The following is a 21,684-nucleotide window of genomic DNA, read 5'->3' as shown; positions in this document are numbered from 1 at the left end:
CAAGCCTCGCTCCTACAGGGGGATGTGTTAGTGCTTAGGCGTCTTGGTAGTCCGCAATCGACGGGCAGGCACAGATCAGGTTGCGGTCGCCAAACACGTTGTCGACGCGACCGACGGGCGGCCAGTATTTGGCATCGATCAAGGTTTCGAGTGGATACACCGCTTGCTCACGGCTATACGGATGCGTCCACTCGCCGACGATTTCCGCCGCGGTGTGCGGGGCGTTTTTCAGCGGGTTGTCGTCCTTGTCCAGGGTGCCGTTTTCCACCGCGCGGATTTCTTCGCGGATGCGGATCATGGCGTCGCAGAAGCGGTCCAGTTCTTCCTTGGATTCGCTTTCGGTCGGTTCGATCATCAGCGTGCCGGCGACCGGGAACGACATGGTCGGGGCGTGGAAACCGAAGTCGATCAGGCGCTTGGCGACGTCATCGACGCTGATGCCGCTGCTGTCTTTCAATGGACGCAAATCGAGGATGCATTCGTGCGCCACCAGGCCGTTGCCGCCGGTGTAGAGCACTGGGTAGTGCTCTTCGAGGCGCCGGGAAATGTAGTTGGCATTGAGGATCGCCAGTTGCGAAGCACGCTTCAGCCCGGCGCCACCCATCATCCGAATGTACATCCAGGTGATCGGCAGAATGCTCGCGCTGCCGAACGGTGCCGCGCAAACCGCGCCTTCTTTGCGTTCCATCTGGGCGTGACCCGGCAGGAACGGGGTCAGGTGCGATTTCACGCCAATCGGGCCGACGCCCGGGCCGCCACCGCCGTGCGGGATGCAGAAGGTTTTGTGCAGGTTCAGGTGCGACACGTCGCCGCCGAACTTGCCCGGCGCACAGAGGCCGACCATCGCGTTCATGTTGGCGCCGTCGATGTACACCTGGCCGCCGTGGTCATGAATGATGCCGCAGATTTCGCGGATGCCTTCTTCGAACACGCCGTGGGTCGACGGGTAGCTGATCATCAGCGCGGCGAGGTGCTCGCGGTGCTCGATGGCCTTGGCGCGCAAGTCTTCGATGTCGACGTTGCCGCGCGCGTCGCAGGCGGTGACGACCACGCGCATACCGGCCATGTGGGCGGTGGCCGGGTTGGTGCCGTGGGCCGACGAGGGGATCAGGCAGATGTCGCGACGGTCTTCGCCACGGCTCTGGTGATAGGCGCGGATCGCCAGCAGGCCGGCATATTCACCCTGCGAACCGGCGTTCGGTTGCAGCGAGATCGCGTCGTAACCGGTGGCGGCGCAGAGCATCGCTTCCAGTTCGTCGGTCAGTTGCTGGTAACCGGCGCTTTGCGCGGCCGGGGCGAACGGGTGCAGGGCGCCGAATTCGGCCCAGGTCACCGGGATCATTTCGCTGGCGGCGTTGAGTTTCATGGTGCACGAACCCAGCGGGATCATGGTGCGGTCCAGCGCCAGGTCCTTGTCCGCCAGTTTGCGCAGGTAGCGCATCAGCTCGGTTTCCGAGTGATAGCGGTTGAACACCGGGTGGCTGAGGATCGGCGACTGGCGCAGCAGTGCGGCCGGGATGGTGCTGGCCACGGAGGCGGCGAGGGCGGCGAAGTCCGGCAGGGGTTGGCCGTCGGCCAGCAGGGCCCACAGGGTTTCCACGTCGGCCTGCGAGGTGGTTTCGTCGAGGGACAGGCCCAGACGTTCGGCATCGACCACGCGCAGGTTGATGTTTTGTGCGTGAGCCTTGTCGTGCAACGCGGCAGTTTGCGTGCCGGTGTTCAGCGTCAGGGTGTCGAAGAAGTTTGCTTGCTCGACATTCAGGCCCAGTGTGTTCAGGCCTTTAGCCAAAATCGCGGTCAGGTGATGCACGCGATTGGCGATCTGCGTCAGGCCTTTCGGGCCGTGGTACACGGCGTACATGCTGGCGATGTTGGCCAGCAAGACTTGCGCGGTGCAGATGTTGCTGGTGGCCTTCTCGCGGCGGATGTGTTGCTCGCGGGTCTGCATCGCCAGGCGCAGCGCCGGCTTGCCGAAACGGTCCACGGAGACGCCGACCAGACGGCCCGGCATGTCGCGCTTGAACGCATCCTTGGTGGAGAAATACGCCGCGTGCGGACCACCGAAGCCCAGCGGCACGCCGAAGCGTTGCGCGCTGCCGATGGCCACGTCGGCGCCGAATTCGCCCGGCGGGGTCAGCACGGTCAGGGCCAGCAGGTCGGCGGCCACGGCCACCAAGGCGTTGGCGGCGTGGAAGCGTTCGGTCAGTTCGCGGTAGTCGAATAGATCGCCGTTGCTCGCCGGGTATTGCAGCAGGGCGCCGAAGAATGGCGTCACGTCCGTCAGTGTTTGCTCGTCGCCGACCACCACGTCGATGCCCAACGGCTCGGCGCGGGTGCGCAGCACGTCGAGGGTTTGCGGGTGGCAATGCACGGACGCGAAGAAGGCGTGGCTGCCCTTGTTCTTGCTCAGGCGTTTGCAGAAGGTCATGGCTTCGGCAGCGGCGGTGGCTTCGTCGAGCAGCGAGGCGTTGGCGATCGGCAGGCCGGTGAGGTCGCTGATCAGGGTCTGGAAATTCAGCAGCGCTTCGAGACGGCCCTGAGAAATTTCCGGCTGGTACGGGGTGTAGGCGGTGTACCAGGCCGGGTTTTCCAGCAGGTTGCGCAGGATCGGCGACGGCGTGTGCGTGCCGTAGTAGCCCTGGCCGATGAAGGTCTTGAACAGCTGGTTTTTGCCGGCGATGGACTTGATCAAGGCCAGGGCATCGGCTTCGCTCAGGCCGTCTTCCAGGCCGAGGACGCTGGTGCCCTTGATGCTGTCCGGGATGACGCTGGCGCTCAGGGCTTCCAGCGAGTCGAAACCCAGGCTGTTGAGCATGGCTTGTTCGTCGCCGGCACGCGGGCCGATGTGGCGGGCGATGAATTCATTACGGGTGTCGAGGAAGTTAGTCATGCAGAAGTCCTCAAGCGTCGTCGTTGGTCAGGCGCTCGTAAGCGGCCTGGTCGAGCAGGGCGTCCATTGCACGCGTGTCGCTAGGGCGCATACGGAAGAACCAGCCCTCACCCAATGCGTCTTCATTGATCAATTCGGGAGAGCTTTCCAGCGTCGAATTCACCTCGACCACTTCGCCGTCCAGCGGCATGTACACGCTGCTGGCGGCTTTCACCGATTCCAGCACCGCCACCTCATCGCCAGCGCCGAAGGTGCGCAATTCAGGCACCTGAACAAAGACCACGTCACCCAACGCTTGCTGGGCATACGCGGTGATACCCACGGTGATCAGGCCATCGCTCTCAAGACGCAGCCATTCGTGATCGACGGTAAAACGCAATTCGCTCATATCAACTCCTCATTGTTCAGACTCATCCACTGCTGGTGGCGGATGACGATGGACAGGCTCGTGTCGGGCAGCGAGCGTGGCTTGAGGGTTGATAGCAAGGGGGGTGCCAATCTTTATTATTTGTTTTAAATCAATGGATTAAGTTTGTTTTGGCTAAATTGGTGCGTTGCATCCGTATTGAAATCAATACAGACGTGCGCAGAGGAGGGAGCGAAGTCCGGGCCAGACTCGTCGGGAAGGTTTTGTCTTGAATTCGATACGTTGTATCGATATGCATACAAGCAGGGCCGCGCCACAAACTCGTAGCAGCTGGCGAAGCCTGCGTTCGGCTGCGCAGCAGTCGCAAAAACCTACATTCACGGTATTACTGAAACACCGCGTTGGCTGATCTCACGACTGCTACGCAGCCGAACGCAGGCTTCGCCAGCTGCTACAAGTTTGTGGCGCGACTTGGTGGGTCGGCTTCAGGGTTTATTGGGAATGCCGTATTTGCGCAGCCGAATGGCAATTGCGCTATGGGACGTTTGCAGGCGCGCCGCCAGTAAACGGCTGGATGGATAGCTTTGGTAAAGCTGTTCCAGCAAGTTCTTTTCAAACCCTTCGACGGCCTGCTCAAGGCTGCCAACCTCACCGTCGTTTTGCCGCTCCATCGTCGTTCTGGCGATGTCGAGGTCGTCGATGTCCACCAGCGGATTTTCGCAAATAGCGGCGGCGCGAAAAATTACGTTTTGCAGTTGCCGCACATTGCCCGGCCAGCGGTTACCGAGCAGCGCCGGGTAGGTCCCGGGCGCCAGGCGGCAGACCGGACGCTGGATTTGCGCGCACGCCTGCTGCATGAAATGGTTGGCCATCAACAGAATGTCGTGGCCGCGTTCGCGTAACGGTGGCACTTGCAGATTGAGCACATTGAGGCGGTAAAACAGGTCCTCGCGAAAACTGCCTTCGCTGACCATTTTTTCCAGGTCGCGGTGCGTGGCGCTGAGGACGCGCACGTTGACCCTGACCTCACGATCGCCACCCACCCGACGGAAGCAGCCATCGCTTAGAAAGCGCAGCAACTTGGCCTGCAAGTAGGGCGACATTTCACCGACCTCGTCGAGGAACACCGTGCCTTGGTCGGCCAGCTCCAGCAGGCCGAGTTTGCCGCCGCGCTGGGCGCCGGTGAAGGCGCCCGCGGCGTAGCCGAACAGCTCGCTTTCGGCGAGGCTTTCCGGCAGTGCCGCGCAATTCAGGGCCAGGAAGGGCGCGTCATGCCGTGCGCTGATCGCGTGGCAGGCACGCGCCACCAACTCTTTGCCGGTGCCGGTTTCACCCTGAATCAGCAGCGGTGCATCGAGCGTTGCAACACGCTGGGCGCGGGCCTTGAGGGTACGAATCGCCGGAGACTCACCCAGCAGCGCATCGAAACCTTCGGCATGGTCATGGTGCAGCGCCGAGAGCCGTTCACCGATGCGGTTCGGGTGATACAGGGTCAGCAGGGCGCCGGCATCGGTGATCGGCATGGCGTCCAGCAGCAGCGTCTGGCCACCGAGACTGACCTCGTGCATGGGCAGGCGGTAACCGTGTTCGATCAACGTCTGTTGCAAAGAGGGATCATCGAAGAGCGCCGTCAACGGCTCACCGGCGGGTTCACGGCCGCAGAGTGCGATCAGCGCCGGGTTGGCCAGCAGCACATGACCGCGCTCATCCACCGCCAACACCGGGTCGGTGCTGGCCGCCAGCAAGGCATCGAGTTGCAAGCGTCGGCGCTGCCCCGGGAGGATGTCGACCATCGTCACCGCTTGCACGCCCTGGACGCCGAGAAAAGCCTCGCGCAATTCCTCAAGCACATCGGCGCCGAGGGTGGGCGCATCGATGTAAACGTTGGGCGGCACCATCTCGACGGCATCCAGGTTGAAACGGCGCCCGCCAAGCAGGGCCAGCACTTCCTGGGTGATGCCGACGCGGTCGATGAAGGTGACGTGGATGCGCATAGGTGACCTGCAAGGGTTGCGAACAGAATGAGTATGACCGGCACCACCTGTGTCTGTCAGGTGGTGCCGGTGGTGCGTGAGCAGGCGGCCAGATCCTCAAGGAACGCCTGAAGGATCGGCGGCGGGGCAGTGCCGCGTCGGGTGATCACGTCGAACGGCGACATCAGTTGCAAGCTGGTGGGTGCCAGTTGATGCATCTCGCCGGTCTTGACCCACTGGGCGGCGAAGTGCATCGGCAGAAAGCCCAGATAGGCGCCGGAGATCAGCAGAATCGCCAGCGCTTCGATGTTGTCCACCGTGGCCGCAGCCTTGCTGACGCCCAGGTGTTCCAGGTCGTATTGCTGCATGTAGCCCCTGACCACAATCCGGCTTGCGGCAATCTCATCGAGCAGTTCGTCGCCCTCGGCCTTGCTCCCATACAGCGGATGCCGCCGCCCGCAATACAAGCCCAGTGCTTCCTGATACAGCGGCGAGTGCAGCAGGCCCGGAACGTAGATCGGGAAGTGCCCGATGGCCAGGTGCAGTCGGCCGTCGAGCACGCGTTCTTCCAGTTCTGCGGGGGTGCCGACGTACACGTTCAGGTGCACATCATGCCCTCTGGATACGAAGCGCTGGGTGGTGCGCGGCAGTGGAGAATCGGGATCGGTAATGGTGGTGTCGATGATCCCCAGATTGAGTTTGCCGCTGATGTGCTGCTTGAGCACGTCAGCGTCCATGCAGAAGTTTTCCACCGCCGAGAGCAGACGCTGAGTGGCTTCGTGGATCGCCACACCTTGCTCGGTCAGGCGAAAGCCGCTGCGCCCGCGTTGACAGAGTTTGACCCCCAGCCGGGTTTCCAGATGAGTCATCTGTTCGCTGATGGTTGACTGGCCGGCATTCAACGCCGCCTGCGCGGCAGAGAACCCGCCGCACCTGACAATCGTGGCAAACACCCTGAGCAGTTTCAGATCGACATCGTGCAGCTGGATCACCTTGAACCTCCCGCGTGTAGATGCATCGGCAATGCCGATATGAGTATCTGATGTTTAGCATTTTTTCCACGAAAACCTGCGCCCATAGTCATTCCAACGGCGGTCGCCTTCCACGTCCGCTAGCTGATAACAAGAATTGGAGATGCCTGAAATGTCGAACAACGGTTATGAATCCGGTCGCCTGAACCTGCCATTCGTGGGTCACTGCACCTTTGGCAAATCCCCGGTGTGCACCGATTGGGATGCATTGGATGCGGACGTGGCGGTCCTCGGTGTGCCCAACGACATGGGCACCCAGTGGCGTTCCGGCGCACGCTTTGGACCACGCGGCATTCGTGAGGCATCGACCCTGTTTTCCTTCGGCCATGCCGGCGCCTATGACCACGAAGATGACGTCATGTACCTGACCGCCGCCGACGTGCGCATGGTCGACGTGGGTGATGCCGACATCGTGCACACCGACATGGTCACCAGCAACGAGAACACCGAATACGCCGTACGCAAGATTCTGGATGCCGGTGTCATGCCGGTTGTACTCGGTGGCGATCATTCGGTTCACGCCCCGGTGATCAAGGCGTTCGAGGGCCGTGGCCCGATCCACATCATCCACTTCGATGCACACCTGGACTTCGTCGACGAGCGTCATGGCGTTCGCTATGGCCATGGCAACCCGCTGCGTCGCGCGTCCGAAATGAACCACATCGTCGGCATGACCCAGATGGGCATCCGCAACGTGTCTTCGTCCAATCGTGACGACTATGAAGCTGCCCACGCGGCCGGTTCGAAGATCCTTTCGGTGCGTGATGTACGTCGCCTCGGCGTCGAAGGTGTGCTGGCGTTGATCCCGCAGAACATCAACTACTACATCACCATCGACATCGACGGTTTCGACCCGTCCATCGCCCCTGGCACCGGCACCCCAAGTCACGGCGGCTTCCTTTATTACGAAGTGCTGGAAATCATCCAGGCCCTGGCCAAACGCAGTCAAGGCAACATCGTTGGCATGGATCTGGTGGAGGTTGCACCGGTTTATGACCCTACCGGTATGACTTCGATTCTGGCGGCGCAACTGCTGCTCAACAGCATCGGTTTCATCTTCCACGAGCGGGCTCAAGCACGGCACGCCAAAAGCGAAACCACCACGGCCACGGCGTGATCTGACCGCCGCACAGAGGGTATGAAAATGGACACGATCGTTAAGCAGTATTTGCAGAAATTCGGTGTATCCGAGGCCACCCAGACCTTCCTCAGCAAGGTTCAGAAAGTGTTCATCGGTGGCGCCTTTGTCGAGGCCAGCGACGGGCAGACATCCGATGTTATCGAGCCGTCGACCGAAGGCCTGATCACCCGCATTCCGATGGGCACTACCGAGGATCTGGACCGCGCCGTGCAAGCCGCCCGCGCACAGTTTGACGGTGGCGCCTGGCGTCAGGCCAAACCGGCAGAACGCGAGCGGATGATGCAACGCCTGGCGGACCTGATTGAACGCAACGCAGCCGAACTGGCGGAAATCGAATCGATCGACATGGGCAAGTCAGTCGCCTTCGCGCGGGATGTCGATATCCAGGGCACCGTCGATACGCTGCGTTATTTCGCCGGCTGGGCGACCAAGCTGCATGGCCGAACCGTTGAACCGTCGCTGCCCGGCAATTACCTGGCCTATACGCGCAAGGAGGCGGTGGGTGTGGTCGGCGCCATCGTGCCCTGGAACTTCCCGCTGCAAACCATGGCCTGGAAGCTTGGCGCCGCCCTGGCAACCGGTTGCACCGTGGTGGTCAAACCTGCCGAACTGACCTCACTGTCGGCCTTGCGCTTTGCCGAACTGGTGAAGGAAGCCGGCATCCCGGACGGGGTGATCAACATCGTGACCGGACGCGGCAGCGTGGTCGGTGCGGCGATGGCCACACACCCCGGTATCGACAAGCTCACCTTCACCGGCTCGACCCCGGTCGGCCGTACCGTTGGCCGCGCCGCGCTGGACGAAATGAAGCGACTAACCCTCGAACTCGGAGGAAAATCACCGGTAATCGTATTGGCCGATGCCGACGTGCCGGCCGCCGCCCAGGCCATTGCCAACGGCGTGTTTTTCAACTCTGGCCAGGTGTGTGATGCCGGTACTCGCGCCTACATTCATCGCAGCGTCTACGACGAATTCCTGCGCGAACTGATTGCCTACACCCGCACGCTGAAAATCGCACCGGGCCTGGATCCGGACTGCTTCATCAGCCCGTTGGTCTCGGCGTTGCAGAAGGAGCGAGTGACCGACTACATCGAAACCGGCAAGCAAGAGGGCGCCGAACTGGTCTACGGCGGCCAGCCTGTCGAGGGCCCCGGCTTCTTCGTCGAGCCGACCATTTTTGCCCATTGCCGCAACGACATGCGCATCGTCCAGGAAGAGATCTTTGGTCCGGTGCTGGTCACCGCACCGTTCGACGATGAAGAAGAGGCTTTGGCCCTGGCCAATGACTCGCCCTACGGCCTGGCGGCGGCACTGTATTCCAATGACCTTGGAAAGGTGCACAGCCTGATCCCGCGGCTGAAAGCGGGTTCGGTCTACGTCAACGCCCATGGCACCCTCGACCCGTCGATGCCGTTCGGTGGCTACAAGCAGTCCGGGTTCGGCAAGGACCTGGGCGCGGAGCAGCTCGATTACCTGCTCGAAACCAAGGCGGTCTGGATCACGCTCCCCTGAGTCATGGCTGACTCAACCCCTGTGGGAATTCGCTCCCACAGGGTGCGTCGTTTACCCAAAAGAACGCAGTTACCTCGTCATGATCTTCCAAAAATAAGAGTACATCATGAACATTGACGCCAAAGCCGCCCCAAGCGTGTCGCTCCTCGACGACAAACCTATCGTCGAAGGGCATTCAATCGATTTCATTCCGGAGAACGAGCGCACCGATAAACTGTCGAGCCAGGGCCCGTTCTGGTTCCTCGGCAATTTCACCTTCTTCACCATGACCATCGGCTTCGTCGGCCCGAGCGTCGGCCTGACCGCGCTCTGGACCACACTCGCCGGCACGCTGGGCATCATGTTCGGCACGCTGTTCATGGCGTTTCACGGCTCGCAAGGCCCGCACCTTGGCCTGCCGCAGATGATCCAGTCCCGTGCGCAGTTCGGCTATCGCGGTGTGATCCTGGTGCTGCTGGCGACGCTGTTTGTGTTCGCCGGTTTCAACATCGTCAACCTGGTGTTGATGATGCAGGGGCTGCACACGCTATTCGGCTTCGACCCCGCGCTGATCGCGGTGGCGGTGACGATACCGGCGGCAGTGTTGGCGATCCTCGGGCATGACTGGATGCACCGCAGTTTCAAATGGGCGTTGTACCTGTCGCTTCCGCTTTACGGCCTGGTGACGTTAGCGGTGCTGATGGGCTGGGTTCCCGATGCCGCGATGCCGGTACTCGCGGCCGGTGAAGTGGCCCCGGCGCCATTGGGCTTCAACTGGACCGGTTTCATCGCCCAGTTCGCGGCAGCGGCGAGTTACAACATCGCTTACGCCCCGTATGTGTCCGACTATTCGCGTTACCTGCCGAAGAACACCTCCAGCGGCAAACTGATCGCGGTGGTGTTCCTGGGTGCCTCGTTGTCCGGCGCATGGATGATCTCTGTCGGTGGCTGGCTGGCCGATCACCTGCATTCCACGGACGTGCTGGTGGCCCTTGGGCAAGTCGGCAACACCGTGTCGCCGCTGATGGGAACTGTGGTGGTGGTCGTGACGATCCTGGCGTTCCTGCCGGTCATCGCCATGAACATCTACAGCGCGAAGTTGACCACGCTGACCTGCGTCGACTCTATCAAGCACATCGAACCGACCCGCAAGGCGCGCATCCTGGCCATCGGCTTTGTGATCCTGCTGCAACTGGGCGTCGCGCTGAGCATCCAGAGTTCGGGCAAAGGCTTGTCGGTGCTGGGCATCTACCTGGTGGTGATGCTGTACTTCCTGGTGCCCTGGACCTCGGTCAACCTGACGGACTACTTCTTCGTCCGCAAGGGCCGCTACGCCATCCCGCACTTCTTCATGCCCCACGGCAACATCTACGGCAGCTGGGGTCTGCGCGGCATCGCGGCGTATGCCATCGGCTTCATTTCGATGATCCCGTTCTTCTACATCTACGATGGCGTCGAGCAGCGTGAGGTCTATGTCGGCCCGCTCGCCAAAGCGCTCGGCAGCATCGACATTGCCTGGCTCGTCGGGCTGATCGTGTCGGGGCTGGTGTACTACTGGTTCAGCCGCTCGATCGACCTCAAGCGCGAAGAAATGGTCATCCAGCACATCGAAAAAACATCCCCGCAATACACCACCGGCGACACGTTGACCAAGCCGTCGTTGCCCGTTTTCGACAAATCGGCGGTCCGGAGATAATCATGGTTACGCAAAAGTACGACTACATCATCATCGGTGCCGGCTCGGCAGGTTGTGTGTTGGCCAACCGCTTGAGCGAAGACCCGGCCACTTCAGTTTTGGTGCTGGAATTCGGCGGCAGCGATCGCAGTGTGGTGATCCAGATGCCGAGCGCGTTTTCGATCCCGATGAACACCAAGAAGTACAACTGGCGCTACGAGACCGAGCCCGAGCCGTTCCTCAACGGACGTCGTATCCACTGCCCAAGGGGCAAAGTGCTCGGTGGCTCATCGTCAATCAATGGCCTGGTGTACATCCGTGGCCACGCCTATGACTTTGACGAATGGGAGTCCCTCGGTGCAGAGGGTTGGGGCTACCGCAATTGCCTGCCTTACTTCAAACGGGCCGAGCATTACGAGGAGGGCGGTGACGGCTATCGCGGCAGCACCGGCCCCTTGCACACCACCAACGGCAATCACATGAAAAACCCGTTGTACGGAGCCTGGGTCGAGGCCGGCGCAGAAGCGGGCTACATCAAGACCGATGACTGCAACGGCTACATGCAGGAAGGCTTCGGTGCCATGCACATGACGGTGAAAAACGGCGTGCGCTGCTCCACGGCCAACGCTTACCTGCGCCCGGCCATGGGACGTCCGAACCTGACCGTGATCACCCATGCAATGACCCGCCAGATCATCCTTGAAGGCAAGCGAGCCGTCGGCGTCATGTATGACCACGAAGGCCAGACGCACCAGGTCTATTGCAACCGTGAGGTGCTGATTTCCTCGGGCCCCATCGGTTCACCGCACCTGTTGCAACGCTCCGGTATCGGCCCGGCCGAGGTCCTGCGCAAAGCCGGGATCGGCGTCCGTCATGATCTGCCGGGAGTAGGGGAGAACCTGCAGGATCACGCCGAGGTTTACATCCAGTTCGGCTGCAAGGAACCGGTGACGCTCAACAGCAAAATGGACCCGCTGAGCAAACTGATGATCGGCCTGCGCTGGCTGTTGTTCAAGGACGGACTCGGCGCCACCAACCATTTCGAGGCCGGTGGTTTCATCCGCTCGGACAAGGGCCTGCGCTGGCCGGACATTCAGTTCCACTTTCTGCCCGCAGCCATGCGTTATGACGGCAACAAACCGATCAAGGGCCACGGCTTCATGGTGCTCACCGGGCCGAACAAACCGAAGAGTCGCGGCTATGTCCGGGCGCGTTCCGCTGACCCTTACGAACATCCGCAGATTCAGTTCAACTACCTGCAACGCGAGGAAGACCGCGAAGGTTTCCGCCGTTGCATTCGCCTGACTCGCGAGATCATCGGCCAGCCGGCGATGGACCGTTTCCGCGACGGCGAGATCGCCCCCGGACCACAGGTGAACACCGACGAAGAAATCGACGCCTTCGTGCGTGAAAACCTCGAAAGCACCTACCATCCTTGCGGCTCATGCCGCATGGGCGAGGACGAGATGGCAGTGGTTGATTCCGAGTTGCGTGTGCGGGGCATCGCGGGTTTGCGGGTGATCGACTCATCGGTGTTCCCGACCGAGCCAAACGGCAACCTCAATGCACCGACCATCATGCTGGCGGAGCGGGCCTCCGATCTGGTTCGCGGGCGCACCATGCTGCCAGCGTCCGATGCGCCCGTCGGGCTGGTCCAGGATTGGGAAACCAGCCAGCGCTCATCGTTACCAGGACGCAATGTCAGGGTTTGAACCCGACGGGTTAATCGCTTGGGAAACATGTAAAACGGGCGCCCTTAGGGCGCCCGTTTTTTTTACTTCGCATCACCTACAGGCGCTAGCTCATTTCAGTACCAGCAAGCGATAAACTCCGCCCTCACTTTCGATCCCATGGGTGTCATGGGTGAAACCCGGGAAGGATCTGTCGAAGGCTTCCAGCGCCTTGAGATACGCCAGCAAAGGCCCATCCGCAGCCCCGGCGTTTTCACCTGGCATCAGCAATGGAATACCCGGTGGATACGGCACGATCCCGGTTGCGGCGATGCGTCCGGCGGCTTCTTCGAGCGTCACCCGTTCGATTTCGTTTCTGACCAGTTTTTCGTAGGCCTCCACCGGGCTGAATTCGGCTTTCGGCAGTGTGCCGAACGCTTGGGCCATGTTGGCGGTGGTTTTGTGTTTCTTCATGGCAGCGAAGATTTCGTCGGCCAGGTCCTTGAGGCCCATGCCAGCGTAACGAGACTGGTTGGCGGCCAGCAGATCCGGCAGGCACAGTTCCAGTTCGGCGTTGTCGTCGTAGTCGCGTTTGAAGTCGAGCAGGGCATTGAGCAAGGTGCCCCATTTGCCTTTGGTGATGCCGATGGAGAACAGGAACAGGATGGTGAAGTCGGTGGTTTTCTCGACCACGATGCCCTGACGTCCCAGGTAGGCCGTGAGCACACAAGCCGGGATACCCGAGTCGAGCAGTTTGCCGTCGTCGCCCATGCCCGGGCTGAGCACCGAGACCTTGATCGGGTCGAGCATGCAGTAGCCTTCTTCGATGTCACCGAAGCCGTGCCATACCGCGTTGGGATGCAGTACCCAGCAGTTCGGCTCGGTTTTCAACAGCACCGGGTCGACTTCATGGAACGGCACGGTGGTCGCGCCAACCTGCACGGTCGGCGGCTGCCAGCAGGTAAAGAACCAGTCATCCTTGCTCAGCATCTCGTTGTGCATGCGCGAGACGACCTGGCGGAAACTGATGGCTTCTTCGATTGATTCGGTGGTGAGGATTTGCCCGCTGGGCGCTTCCATCATCGCCGAGCTGACGTCGCAGGACGCCATGATCGCGTAGTTCGGTGAAGTCGAGGCGTGCATCATGTACGACTCGTTGAAGCGCCCGTGTTCGATCGGGTTGCGGCCGTTACGCACGTGAATCATTGAGGCCTGGGACAGGGCAGCCAGCAACTTGTGGGTCGACTGGGTGGCGAACACGGTCGGCTTCGAGTCGTCGTGATCGTCCGGGCTACCGTGCATGGCGTGGCGCTCGCGGTACAGCGGGTTGAAACGCGCATAACCGTACCAGGCTTCATCGAAATGCAGGCGATCGACGCTTTGCCCCAGCAACTCTTCGACGCGGGTGACGTTATAGGTCAGGCCGTCGTAGGTGGAGTTGGTGATAATCGCGTGGACGGGTGTCGGGTCGATGCCTTGCTTGACCAGCGGGTTGCTGGCGATAGCGGCTTTCACGCCTTCGGCGCTCAGGGTTTGCGGCAGGATCGGGCCGATGATGCCGTAGCGGTTGCGGGTCGGCACCAGATAGGTCGGAATCGCACCGGACAGGGTCATCGCATGTTCGGCAGACTTGTGGCAGTTGCGGTCGCACAGGGCGATCTGATTGCGCGTGACGCTGGCCATGAGGATGACGCGGTTGGACATCGACGAGCCGTTGGTGACGTAGTAGGTGCGGTGGGCCCCGAACACTTTGGCGGCGTAGCGCTCGCCCTGGCCGATGGGGCCGCTGTGATCGAGCAGCGATCCGAGTTCACCGACCGAAATCGACAGGTCGGAACGCAGCAGGTTCTCACCAAAAAACTCGTAGAAGGCGCGTCCCGCGGTGCTCTTCAAAAACGCGGTGCCGCCGGCATGTCCAGGGGTGTGCCACGAATATTCATAAGTGCGGGAAAACTTCACCAGCGCCCCGAACATGGGGGGCAGGGCGGCTTGGCGATAACGCTCGATGGCCGCCAGGATGCGCCCGCTGAGGAAGCGGCTGGTGTCCTCGGGCAACCAGATGAAGTCGTCGGCGTGTTGCATGACCACCAGCGGAATGTTCGACGCGGTGCTGCGGTCGCTAATCAAGAAAACCGGCACCCGGGTGTTGCGCTCACGCAGGCTGACCAGCAGTTGGATACATTCCTCGTGGCCTTCGCTTTTGTCCATTTCCCAGCTGAGCAGCACGCATTGAATGGCGGGGTCCGAGCGCAGGATCGACGTGGCGTCGCTCAGGGATTCCGACGCCAGTACCCGGACGGCGCGTTCCTCCACATCGTTGATCAACTGATGCAGGGCGCGACCAAAGACAGTGCGTTTGTCCGGCGGGCTGCTGACCAACAGCGTGAGCATTCCGAGCGAATGTCTATATTCCGTCATGATTAAGCCTCCACTTTGACTGCTTGCAAGTTATTGACCGGCACCGGCTCGCCCGTGATGTGTTGAGCGCTGACGGTCTGCGTCGGTACGCTGTTGTTGAGCGCTTCGAGGCGGATCAGGCGGTTGTTGACGAAGCCAAACAGGGTGTAACCAAAAATCGTTGCCACGCCGCCGAGCATCAGTGCCTGCGCGCCCGAACTGTAGAGCGCCAGGTAGCTGTAAGCCGCCGCCACCCACGCAATGATGTTGGTTATCAGCGCCGAGCCCGCCGGTACGTTGGAGATCTTTTGAATGGTCATCAACGCGGCCATGGAGAGGATGTAGGGCACCAGGTTGGTGACCACCGCGAGATTGACGAGCGTGTCGAACTGCTTGCTCAGGTCAGGGCTGATGGTGAGCAAAGCCAGCGCCGTCTGCACTGCCAGCAGTACCAGCATGCCGATAATGGGGGTTCCGGCCTTGTTGGCCTTGGCAAAGATCGACAGGAAATAACCGGTGTCCGCCGAGCTTTTATAGACCTGCGCGATGGTGAATTGCCAACCCAGCAGCGAACCGATGCACGCCAGTACCATCGCGGCCATCACAATGTCGCCGACCAGAGGGGTGAACATCTTGGCAAAGACCAGCCCGAACGGTGCAGTGGAGGAGGCCAGTTCCGGGTTACCGACGATACCGGCGATGACGTTGGTGGAGACGATGTAGATCACCGCAGCGCCGAGGGTGCCGCCAAGTACTGCAATGGGTACGTTTTTCTCCGGATTTTCCACGGCATCGGTGTTGGCGCACGCTGACTCCAGGCCGAGGAACGCCCATAAGGTGATCGCCACCGATGCACCTGCAGCTTCGAACCAGCCCATGTTGTGGGGGTTCCAGCCGGCGGCGTAGACACTGCTGTCGAACCAGAACCAGCCAATGGTGGACACCAGCACCACCGGCGCAATCACTCCCCAAACCGTAACCGCACCGATCCGCCCGGTAATCCGCGCACCGCCGAAGTTGGCGAAAGTGGTGATCCACAATAGAGCGATGGTCGCCAGACCCACTTGCAGTGAGCCCAGTTGAATATGGAACAGCTCCTGAATATAGCCGACCGCCGTAATACTGATCGCCACGTTGGCAATCAACAGCGAGAGGCCATAGGTGTAGTTCGTAATGTAGTTGCCCGCCTTGCCGAAGGTGTATTCGGCATAGCCGCCCATGCCTCCGGTCTTTCTGCTGAGCATCCCGCAACGCGCAAAGGCATAGGCTAGCGCCAGGGAGCCAGTGGCCGTGATCAGCCAGGAGAGAATGGAAATACCACCGACTTCGGCGAGTTTTGTGGGGAGCAGCACAATGCCGGAGCCCAACATGTTGACGGCTGTCAACATCGTTAGTTGCCCCACTGTCATTTTCTTTGCGACTGACATTCCGTTGCCTCATTTGGTGGCGGGAGAGACTGTTAGCTATAGCAAAAGTTTGAAATGTCGCAAGAAATGTCCGTAAGACACCGAGAAATCAAGCTATAGCGCATATAAGGCATTTTGCTGGCCCCGAAGACTGAAAGTTTTGACCAAAATCAACTTACTTTCAGTTAGTTGGGATCGAATGCGAATGCGGAATGTAATGGTTGCGCTGATTTCGTTAGCCCTGGTGAGCGTTGCTGCTTCTGCCCAGGCCAAAGAACTGGCCTCGAATGATCGTTACCTTTGCAGCTGGGGCGCAGGTACCGCGGCGAGAGCCCAGGAACTCAAACTTTCCGGGGTTTCACTGTATGCAGCGCGGCAGAAGTTACATACCTACAAGTTCAGCAAGCCGTGGATGCACATGATGGCGATGGGCATTACCGAGCAGACCTATGACAGTAATTCGCGAATGAAGCCCGCAGCCCTGCGCGAGAGCTTTTATGAGGAGTGCGTCCGGTACAAGTTGGCGCGCAAATGAGGAGGGCGGACCGCCACAATCACCCGGACACGGCTCCTGCGCCGTGTCGGGCTGGTTACGTCAGGCATTGGGTGCTTCAGACTTTCCCTGAAGAGAGAAAACTATCGGGTTCTTCTCAGGTTTTTTGCCTTTAACCTCCGGAGCATACCCATTACCGGTCGCAGGAGAGGCACCCTGTCAAAGAGGGAAAGCTCATGCAGGTCCGTTCGCGAGGGCCTTTGATAGCCACAATTCCAGGTGAAGTAGTAAGCCAGAATGTCTTTATTCTTATGAATAAGCGTATTGAGAGCCGCGTCATAATGCATCGGACCTCCGTCAGGATGTCCCGGTGGCCGCTCCAGAACCTGGAATAAAAAATCCCTCAATTTCCCAAAGCATTTCCCGTTTACAGCATAAAAATGGGCCAGATGTATTGGTCGGTCGACTGCTTTCCAGGCGGGCAAGTTTGAATTTTCTTCAAACGGGTGCCCAAAATAGACGATGTCCCACTCCATACCTTCCAGAGACTCGATCGCCGCTCTCCCATATTGAGAAATATGTCTGGAAAACTGTATGTCATCTTCCATGATCAAGATATTTTTCAAATTCAGACGCATGGCCTCTTCCAGCACCCCCAGATGACTCAAAAAGCAGCCCCTGACCCCGACGCTCGGGAAGCCATTTCCCTCACTGGGCGTAACAGCCTCAAAAAAGCCTATTTTTTCATCATCGATGTGAAAGCCGTTGCGAGTGAACTCTTCAACTGTTTCTAAACGGCGATCCTTTCTTGACGAGATGTTGATGATTCTTACTCGATCAAAATATTCGATCACATTCATCTGTCAGGTCCTTAGGGCAGACAATCAGGGCAGTTGGATTGGGGAACCCGCAGATTTCGGAAAAAATCGTACGGTAAGTACTGCCGACAGGAGGCACTCCCTTACGTCTTCTGGGTTGTGTTCGATTGAAGTACACCTCATCAATCAGGCGTCAGGCGGTTCACTCGCGCAGCGTCAGAGCACGGCCACTTTCTGCATTTCCTGACGGCTCGGCGTCAACTTCCATGACCTCAACCTGACAGGCTGAATGCTTGGCGATTTTGTCCGTTTCTCTATCGACCCCGGTTTGCAGTATAGGCAGCATTTCGGGCTGAAGTTTTAGTCTCGTCAATCGGCGTGCTGCACCAGTAAGTCTTCAAGGTCTCCTATACTGAATCGTTCCGATTGTTTCCCTACCCTGCACAGCGAGGAGAACGCACATGACCATTCGTATTGGCGACGAAGCACCGGATTTCACCGCCGAAACCACCGAAGGCACGCTCCATTTCCACGAATGGATTGGCGACAAGTGGGCCATCCTGTTCTCACATCCGAAGGACTTCACCCCGGTCTGCACCACTGAACTCGGTTATATGGCCGGGCTCAAGCCGGAGTTCGACAAACGCAACACCAAGATTGTCGGCCTCAGCGTCGACCCGGTCGGTAACCATCAGACCTGGGCCAAAGACATCGAAGAAACCCAGGGCCATGCGGTCAACTACCCCATGATCGGCGACGAGAATCTGGTGGTGGCCAAGCTCTACGACATGATTCACCCGAATGCCAGTGGCGGCGCTCGTACTGCCGTGGACAACGCCACGGTACGTTCAGTGTTCATTGTCGGCCCGGATAAAAAGATCAAGGCGATGCTGGTCTACCCGATGAGTGCCGGGCGCAACTTCGATGAAGTGTTACGGCTGCTCGATGCTATCCAGTTAAACGCCAAGCACACGGTTGCCACGCCGGTGAACTGGCGTCCGGGTGAGGACGTGATCATTCCTACGTCGGTATCCGACGACGATGCGAGGAAGAAGTACCCGGATGGCTTCACGACGGTGAAACCTTATTTGCGTACGGTGGCGCAACCGAAGTAATGGTCAGTCATTCACCCTGTCTTCAATCGCGATGCCTTTTACGCGCATTGCATTGATCTGCTCGGCGCGGGTGCCAGGGAGGTTGAGCATGGCTCCCAGGTGCAGCGCCGAGACTTCTACAGTGTTCAGGATCGGGAATGCACGGGGAGCCTTTACTTGGCATGCTGTCTTCATGCGTCAAAAACTCTCGTCAGCCGGGTACTTTCAGAAAACTGCCGACAAACCCCGCCTTTACAGGCGTCGTCGGCGACCATTGCCCTGGCGTGTCGTTACCCGGTGCAAGGCGCTGCTCCGGGTCGTGGGCTAGCATATTGATGTGGGCTGACGCCCATGCGTGAAGCTGTTTCACATGGATAGAAACCACCGGACTGACGTGCTTGTTGTGGCGTTATTTTGACGCCATCCTCCCTAAAATTAAATTTCGATTTATTATTGTGACGAGCTATTGACGTAATGGCGATGTGCTTATAGGCTCAATTTAGCCGATATAGATTCCTTCAACCGACAAAAGAATAACCCCCTACGCAAGGAGGCGGTGTTATGCGCTCAACACTTGTCATTAAATTCGTGTTGTTGTCTGTGATCCTGAATGGTGCGGTCGTTGCTAGTGCTCAGGCGACCAGTTTGTCCTATGAATTTGGCCGTATAAGCAGCGCTTGCGATGAGTTAGGGTCTCAACTTTGTACGGCTCTCAAAGAGCACGCGGGTGGCGCGCTGCTTACTTTTGGAAAGGGCCTTGGCTTACCTTCATTGATCACTGATATTTACGTCGATGATGCCCATTCTGCGAAAGTTAACAGTGTCATTCATCAGGCTGACTCAAGCGTGAATGTGTCCGTCAATTCTTCTTCGCGTGACGGATTAATGGCGGCGGTTGACAATAAACAGTTCAAGATTGATTCATCTCTCCAGGAAAAAAGTCTGGTGGGGGTATCGGATATCAACCAACCTAATGCAGTACCGCTTTCTGCGGCGGCATGGTTATTTTCTTCCGCGTTGTTTGGTTTTATTGTGGTCGCCAACCGACGGAAGATATAGGTAGTAGTTAGCAGTTTTTGGCAATAATGGTTGTTTAGACAGTTACTCTGGTTGCTGGGTAAACACTCAGCTTTATATGTTGTTTTTGCGGACGATGTTTGTCTTGCAGTGATGCTTTGTTTGTAATTGTTGATATCAGTTAGTTGTACTGGCAAACGCAGTCGTCGTCAGGTTGACAGTGTCGCAGTTGAGCCAGTTCAAACGGGTATGGTGTGGTTAATATTGGCGCGGAATACATAGGGGGTGATTTTCTTGTTCCAACCTGTTGTTAAATAACACTATTTTTCTGTTTTGCACTAGCGTTCCGGTTTCGTGTGTGTTGTATGGGCGGAATTGACCGCCCGGACGCTCAAGATGATTGCTGTTTAGTCGTTTCTTTGGCGTGAAATAGGCTAGAGTGATTTGACTAGGTTTTTTTGTTCTAAACTCCTTGCATGGCTACTGAGACGGAGGGATCCCGATGTTCCGTTCATTGATACCTGTGCTTTGCGCGCTGGCTGTTTGGCCCAGCATTTCCAGTGCCGTCGAAAACGACCCGACTTACCGGCTGAGTCCGGGAGATAACCTGTCTGTTTCCGTGTGGGGCGAAGACAAGCTCAAGCAGGATGTGCGCGTGCTTCCTGATGGCAGCATTACTTTCCCGCTGGCAGGGCAAGTCAATGTTGCGGGGCTTGATGCCACCGCTGTCGCGAAGCAAATCGCTGCCAAGCTTGAGGCTTTCATACCTGATCCGCAGGTGAGCGTAGTCGTCACCGGCACCGAAGGTAATCTCGTCTACGTTCAGGGCAAAGTGCTGAAGCCGGGCACCGTGCATATGTCAGGTCAAACGTCAGTGCTGCAGGTAATAAGCATGGCGGGCGGGCTCGACAAATTCGCCGATAAAGACGACATTAAGGTCGTTCGGCTCAATGGAGCTAGACAAGAGATCCTGCGCGTCGACTATAGCGAGTTGATGTCAGGGAAAGACATGACCACCAATTTTCTACTTAAAGCCGGCGACACGCTGGTCGTGCCTTAGCCTTGCGCAAGGCACTAAGGATTACTTTGCTTGGATTTCGAACTACCGGGGTTGCGACGGCAATCCTGGCTTTGTCGTGTTCGGACATGGCCTATGCTGCTACTTGGCAATCAGCAATAGCAGTGCCTACGACGGTCGAGTACGACAGCAACCCACTGCTGCTCACGAGTGATGAGAAAGGGGTGACCCGTACGATCATCGCCCCCGATTACAGCCTCGTGGGTACTTCCGGACGGGATGAGTTCCAGTTCGGTCTCGGGGTAAATGTCGTGCGTTCGTCGGATACGTCCGTCGTTTCGGACCGTGAAGATCCCAGATTGAGATTAGGCTGGCAACGCGAGACCGAAACCGGTGCTTTTGGACTCACGGCGAGATATGAAGAAAACTCTACGCTTTCCACGGTGGTTCAGGAAACCGGCGTAGTTGCCTCCGATGGCACGCAAAAGATGTATGTGGTGGGCGGCAACTGGAGCACTGCTCTCAGCGAGCGAAGCACCCTGGTGAACGAGACTGACTACACTCATGTCACTTACGATATTAATACACTGACCAACTATGACGAGCTGGCGACCCGCTTCAGCTGGAACTATGCATGGAGTGAGCAGGTCGAGCTGTTCACCCGTCTTGGCGTGAGGCGCTATGAGCCGGAGAAGGGATCTGGGGTGGCTTCCTCAAACAGCTACACCCCCACGGTCGGCTTGAATGTCCAGCTCTCCGAGCGGTTTAAGGGGACGGCCTACGTGGGTCTTAACCAAGTCTCCGGCACAGGTAGCGGGCCCAAAGGCCAGGGCGGTTTATTGTTGCAATATGCCGGTGAGCGTATTGATACCAGCATCGACGCCAGTCGTAGCACTCTGGCCAGCGGGGACGGTGGTTTCGTCGAGGTTGATGCCCTGAGGGGAACATGGAGCTATGCCATCGACGAGACCCGGCGCACCGGTTTCGATGCCTCCTGGCAAGACGCCAAAGGCCGGACGCCTAATACCCTGAAAAATTACAGTGCCTGGTTTAGCCAAGAACTCTCGCCTTTTTGGATTGCACGCCTATCCTACACATACAAACAACGCCAGCAAGATGGCTTGCCGGATGCCACTGCAAACGTCGTCGGGCTGATGCTGACTTATAGTTATCCCGGTCTCTGACATTCAGCTGTGTGAGAAA

General features: G+C 58.7%; 17 protein-coding genes. 9 read left to right on the top strand and 8 right to left on the bottom strand.

Annotation, left to right across the window (positions count from 1 at the left end; all coding sequences use genetic code 11):
• Nucleotides 1-34: 34 nt before the first annotated feature.
• From gcvP to ABH912_RS08310, 4 genes are all read right to left on the bottom strand, one after another.
• Nucleotides 35-2,890, bottom strand: coding sequence for an aminomethyl-transferring glycine dehydrogenase (gene gcvP, locus ABH912_RS08325; RefSeq protein WP_429510344.1), 2,856 nt, complete (start codon nucleotides 2,888-2,890; stop codon nucleotides 35-37).
• Between the two features lie 10 nt (nucleotides 2,891-2,900).
• Complete coding sequence (gene gcvH / locus ABH912_RS08320) at nucleotides 2,901-3,278, bottom strand: glycine cleavage system protein GcvH (protein ID WP_429510343.1); 378 nt, start codon at nucleotides 3,276-3,278, stop codon at nucleotides 2,901-2,903.
• A 464-nt stretch (nucleotides 3,279-3,742) separates the two neighbouring features.
• Nucleotides 3,743-5,251, bottom strand: coding sequence for a sigma-54-dependent transcriptional regulator (locus tag ABH912_RS08315; protein WP_429510342.1), 1,509 nt, complete (start codon nucleotides 5,249-5,251; stop codon nucleotides 3,743-3,745).
• 56 nt (nucleotides 5,252-5,307) lie between these two features.
• The gene (locus ABH912_RS08310; protein ID WP_429510341.1) at nucleotides 5,308-6,222 is read right to left on the bottom strand and encodes a LysR family transcriptional regulator; all 915 of its coding nucleotides are present in this window, start codon (nucleotides 6,220-6,222) and stop codon (nucleotides 5,308-5,310) included.
• Nucleotides 6,223-6,373: 151 nt separating this feature from the next.
• Between ABH912_RS08310 and speB the strand changes: the two genes are divergently transcribed.
• The 4 genes from speB to betA all read left to right on the top strand — a co-directional run bounded on the left by speB (nucleotide 6,374) and on the right by betA (nucleotide 12,280).
• A complete protein-coding gene (speB, locus tag ABH912_RS08305; protein ID WP_429513073.1) occupies nucleotides 6,374-7,378 on the top strand; it encodes an agmatinase in 1,005 nt (334 codons plus the stop codon).
• A gap of 27 nt (nucleotides 7,379-7,405) precedes the next feature.
• The gene (locus ABH912_RS08300; RefSeq protein WP_429510340.1) at nucleotides 7,406-8,914 is read left to right on the top strand and encodes an aldehyde dehydrogenase family protein; all 1,509 of its coding nucleotides are present in this window, start codon (nucleotides 7,406-7,408) and stop codon (nucleotides 8,912-8,914) included.
• A gap of 106 nt (nucleotides 8,915-9,020) precedes the next feature.
• Complete coding sequence (locus ABH912_RS08295; protein WP_429510339.1) at nucleotides 9,021-10,589, top strand: purine-cytosine permease family protein; 1,569 nt, start codon at nucleotides 9,021-9,023, stop codon at nucleotides 10,587-10,589.
• A 2-nt stretch (nucleotides 10,590-10,591) separates the two neighbouring features.
• On the top strand, nucleotides 10,592-12,280 hold the full coding sequence (gene betA, locus ABH912_RS08290; RefSeq protein WP_429510338.1) for a choline dehydrogenase: 1,689 nt from the start codon (nucleotides 10,592-10,594) through the stop codon (nucleotides 12,278-12,280).
• A 90-nt stretch (nucleotides 12,281-12,370) separates the two neighbouring features.
• Here betA and ABH912_RS08285 read toward each other — a convergent pair whose 3' ends face one another.
• Together ABH912_RS08285 and potE are read right to left on the bottom strand one after the other, a co-directional pair.
• On the bottom strand, nucleotides 12,371-14,656 hold the full coding sequence (locus ABH912_RS08285) for an Orn/Lys/Arg decarboxylase N-terminal domain-containing protein (RefSeq protein ID WP_429510337.1): 2,286 nt from the start codon (nucleotides 14,654-14,656) through the stop codon (nucleotides 12,371-12,373).
• A gap of 2 nt (nucleotides 14,657-14,658) precedes the next feature.
• Nucleotides 14,659-16,062 carry a putrescine-ornithine antiporter gene (potE, locus tag ABH912_RS08280; RefSeq protein WP_429510336.1) on the bottom strand — a complete coding sequence of 468 codons (1,404 nt, stop codon included), beginning with the start codon at nucleotides 16,060-16,062 and terminating at the stop codon, nucleotides 14,659-14,661.
• Nucleotides 16,063-16,246: 184 nt separating this feature from the next.
• Between potE and ABH912_RS08275 the strand changes: the two genes are divergently transcribed.
• Nucleotides 16,247-16,576 (top strand): hypothetical protein, encoded by a 330-nt coding sequence (locus ABH912_RS08275; protein WP_033056705.1) that lies wholly within the window; start codon nucleotides 16,247-16,249, stop codon nucleotides 16,574-16,576.
• A 101-nt stretch (nucleotides 16,577-16,677) separates the two neighbouring features.
• Here the strand turns inward: ABH912_RS08275 and ABH912_RS08270 are convergent, their stop codons facing one another.
• The gene (locus tag ABH912_RS08270; RefSeq protein WP_050482804.1) at nucleotides 16,678-17,394 is read right to left on the bottom strand and encodes a glycosyltransferase family 25 protein; all 717 of its coding nucleotides are present in this window, start codon (nucleotides 17,392-17,394) and stop codon (nucleotides 16,678-16,680) included.
• A 419-nt stretch (nucleotides 17,395-17,813) separates the two neighbouring features.
• Here ABH912_RS08270 and ABH912_RS08265 point away from each other — a divergent pair, with 419 nt between their 5' ends.
• On the top strand, nucleotides 17,814-18,467 hold the full coding sequence (locus ABH912_RS08265) for a peroxiredoxin (protein WP_033056703.1): 654 nt from the start codon (nucleotides 17,814-17,816) through the stop codon (nucleotides 18,465-18,467).
• Nucleotides 18,468-18,470: 3 nt separating this feature from the next.
• Here the strand turns inward: ABH912_RS08265 and ABH912_RS08260 are convergent, their stop codons facing one another.
• Entirely contained in the window at nucleotides 18,471-18,641 is a 171-nt protein-coding gene (locus ABH912_RS08260) for a hypothetical protein (protein ID WP_156363914.1), read from the bottom strand.
• A 366-nt stretch (nucleotides 18,642-19,007) separates the two neighbouring features.
• Here ABH912_RS08260 and ABH912_RS08255 point away from each other — a divergent pair, with 366 nt between their 5' ends.
• From ABH912_RS08255 to ABH912_RS08245, 3 genes are all read left to right on the top strand, one after another.
• Nucleotides 19,008-19,505: a hypothetical protein gene (locus ABH912_RS08255; protein ID WP_033056701.1), complete on the top strand. Its 498-nt coding sequence runs from the start codon at nucleotides 19,008-19,010 to the stop codon at nucleotides 19,503-19,505.
• 460 nt (nucleotides 19,506-19,965) lie between these two features.
• Nucleotides 19,966-20,523 carry a polysaccharide biosynthesis/export family protein gene (locus ABH912_RS08250; protein WP_033056700.1) on the top strand — a complete coding sequence of 186 codons (558 nt, stop codon included), beginning with the start codon at nucleotides 19,966-19,968 and terminating at the stop codon, nucleotides 20,521-20,523.
• An 86-nt stretch (nucleotides 20,524-20,609) separates the two neighbouring features.
• Nucleotides 20,610-21,665 (top strand): hypothetical protein, encoded by a 1,056-nt coding sequence (locus ABH912_RS08245; protein ID WP_419866183.1) that lies wholly within the window; start codon nucleotides 20,610-20,612, stop codon nucleotides 21,663-21,665.
• Nucleotides 21,666-21,684: the final 19 nt, after the last annotated feature.

It is taken from the genome of Pseudomonas sp. BT76 TE3572, from assembly GCF_050435365.1.
GTDB classification, from domain to species: Bacteria; Pseudomonadota; Gammaproteobacteria; order Pseudomonadales; family Pseudomonadaceae; genus Aquipseudomonas; species Aquipseudomonas fluorescens_W.
This window is presented reverse-complemented; position numbering and strand designations above follow the sequence as displayed.

Bases quoted from the DNA above. Each gene is read 5' to 3' on its own strand.
- gcvP (WP_429510344.1), bottom strand. From the start codon at position 2,890: ATGACTAACTTCCTCGACACCCGTAATGAATTCATCGCCCGCCACATC.
- gcvH (WP_429510343.1), bottom strand. From the start codon at position 3,278: ATGAGCGAATTGCGTTTTACCGTCGATCACGAATGGCTGCGTCTTGAG.
- ABH912_RS08315 (WP_429510342.1), bottom strand. From the start codon at position 5,251: ATGCGCATCCACGTCACCTTCATCGACCGCGTCGGCATCACCCAGGAA.
- speB (WP_429513073.1), top strand. From the start codon at position 6,374: ATGTCGAACAACGGTTATGAATCCGGTCGCCTGAACCTGCCATTCGTG.
- ABH912_RS08300 (WP_429510340.1), top strand. From the start codon at position 7,406: ATGGACACGATCGTTAAGCAGTATTTGCAGAAATTCGGTGTATCCGAG.
- ABH912_RS08295 (WP_429510339.1), top strand. From the start codon at position 9,021: ATGAACATTGACGCCAAAGCCGCCCCAAGCGTGTCGCTCCTCGACGAC.
- betA (WP_429510338.1), top strand. From the start codon at position 10,592: ATGGTTACGCAAAAGTACGACTACATCATCATCGGTGCCGGCTCGGCA.
- ABH912_RS08285 (WP_429510337.1), bottom strand. From the start codon at position 14,656: ATGACGGAATATAGACATTCGCTCGGAATGCTCACGCTGTTGGTCAGC.
- potE (WP_429510336.1), bottom strand. From the start codon at position 16,062: ATGTCAGTCGCAAAGAAAATGACAGTGGGGCAACTAACGATGTTGACA.
- ABH912_RS08275 (WP_033056705.1), top strand. From the start codon at position 16,247: ATGCGGAATGTAATGGTTGCGCTGATTTCGTTAGCCCTGGTGAGCGTT.
- ABH912_RS08270 (WP_050482804.1), bottom strand. From the start codon at position 17,394: ATGAATGTGATCGAATATTTTGATCGAGTAAGAATCATCAACATCTCG.
- ABH912_RS08265 (WP_033056703.1), top strand. From the start codon at position 17,814: ATGACCATTCGTATTGGCGACGAAGCACCGGATTTCACCGCCGAAACC.
- ABH912_RS08260 (WP_156363914.1), bottom strand. From the start codon at position 18,641: ATGAAGACAGCATGCCAAGTAAAGGCTCCCCGTGCATTCCCGATCCTG.
- ABH912_RS08255 (WP_033056701.1), top strand. From the start codon at position 19,008: ATGCGCTCAACACTTGTCATTAAATTCGTGTTGTTGTCTGTGATCCTG.
- ABH912_RS08250 (WP_033056700.1), top strand. From the start codon at position 19,966: ATGTTCCGTTCATTGATACCTGTGCTTTGCGCGCTGGCTGTTTGGCCC.
- ABH912_RS08245 (WP_419866183.1), top strand. From the start codon at position 20,610: ATGGCCTATGCTGCTACTTGGCAATCAGCAATAGCAGTGCCTACGACG.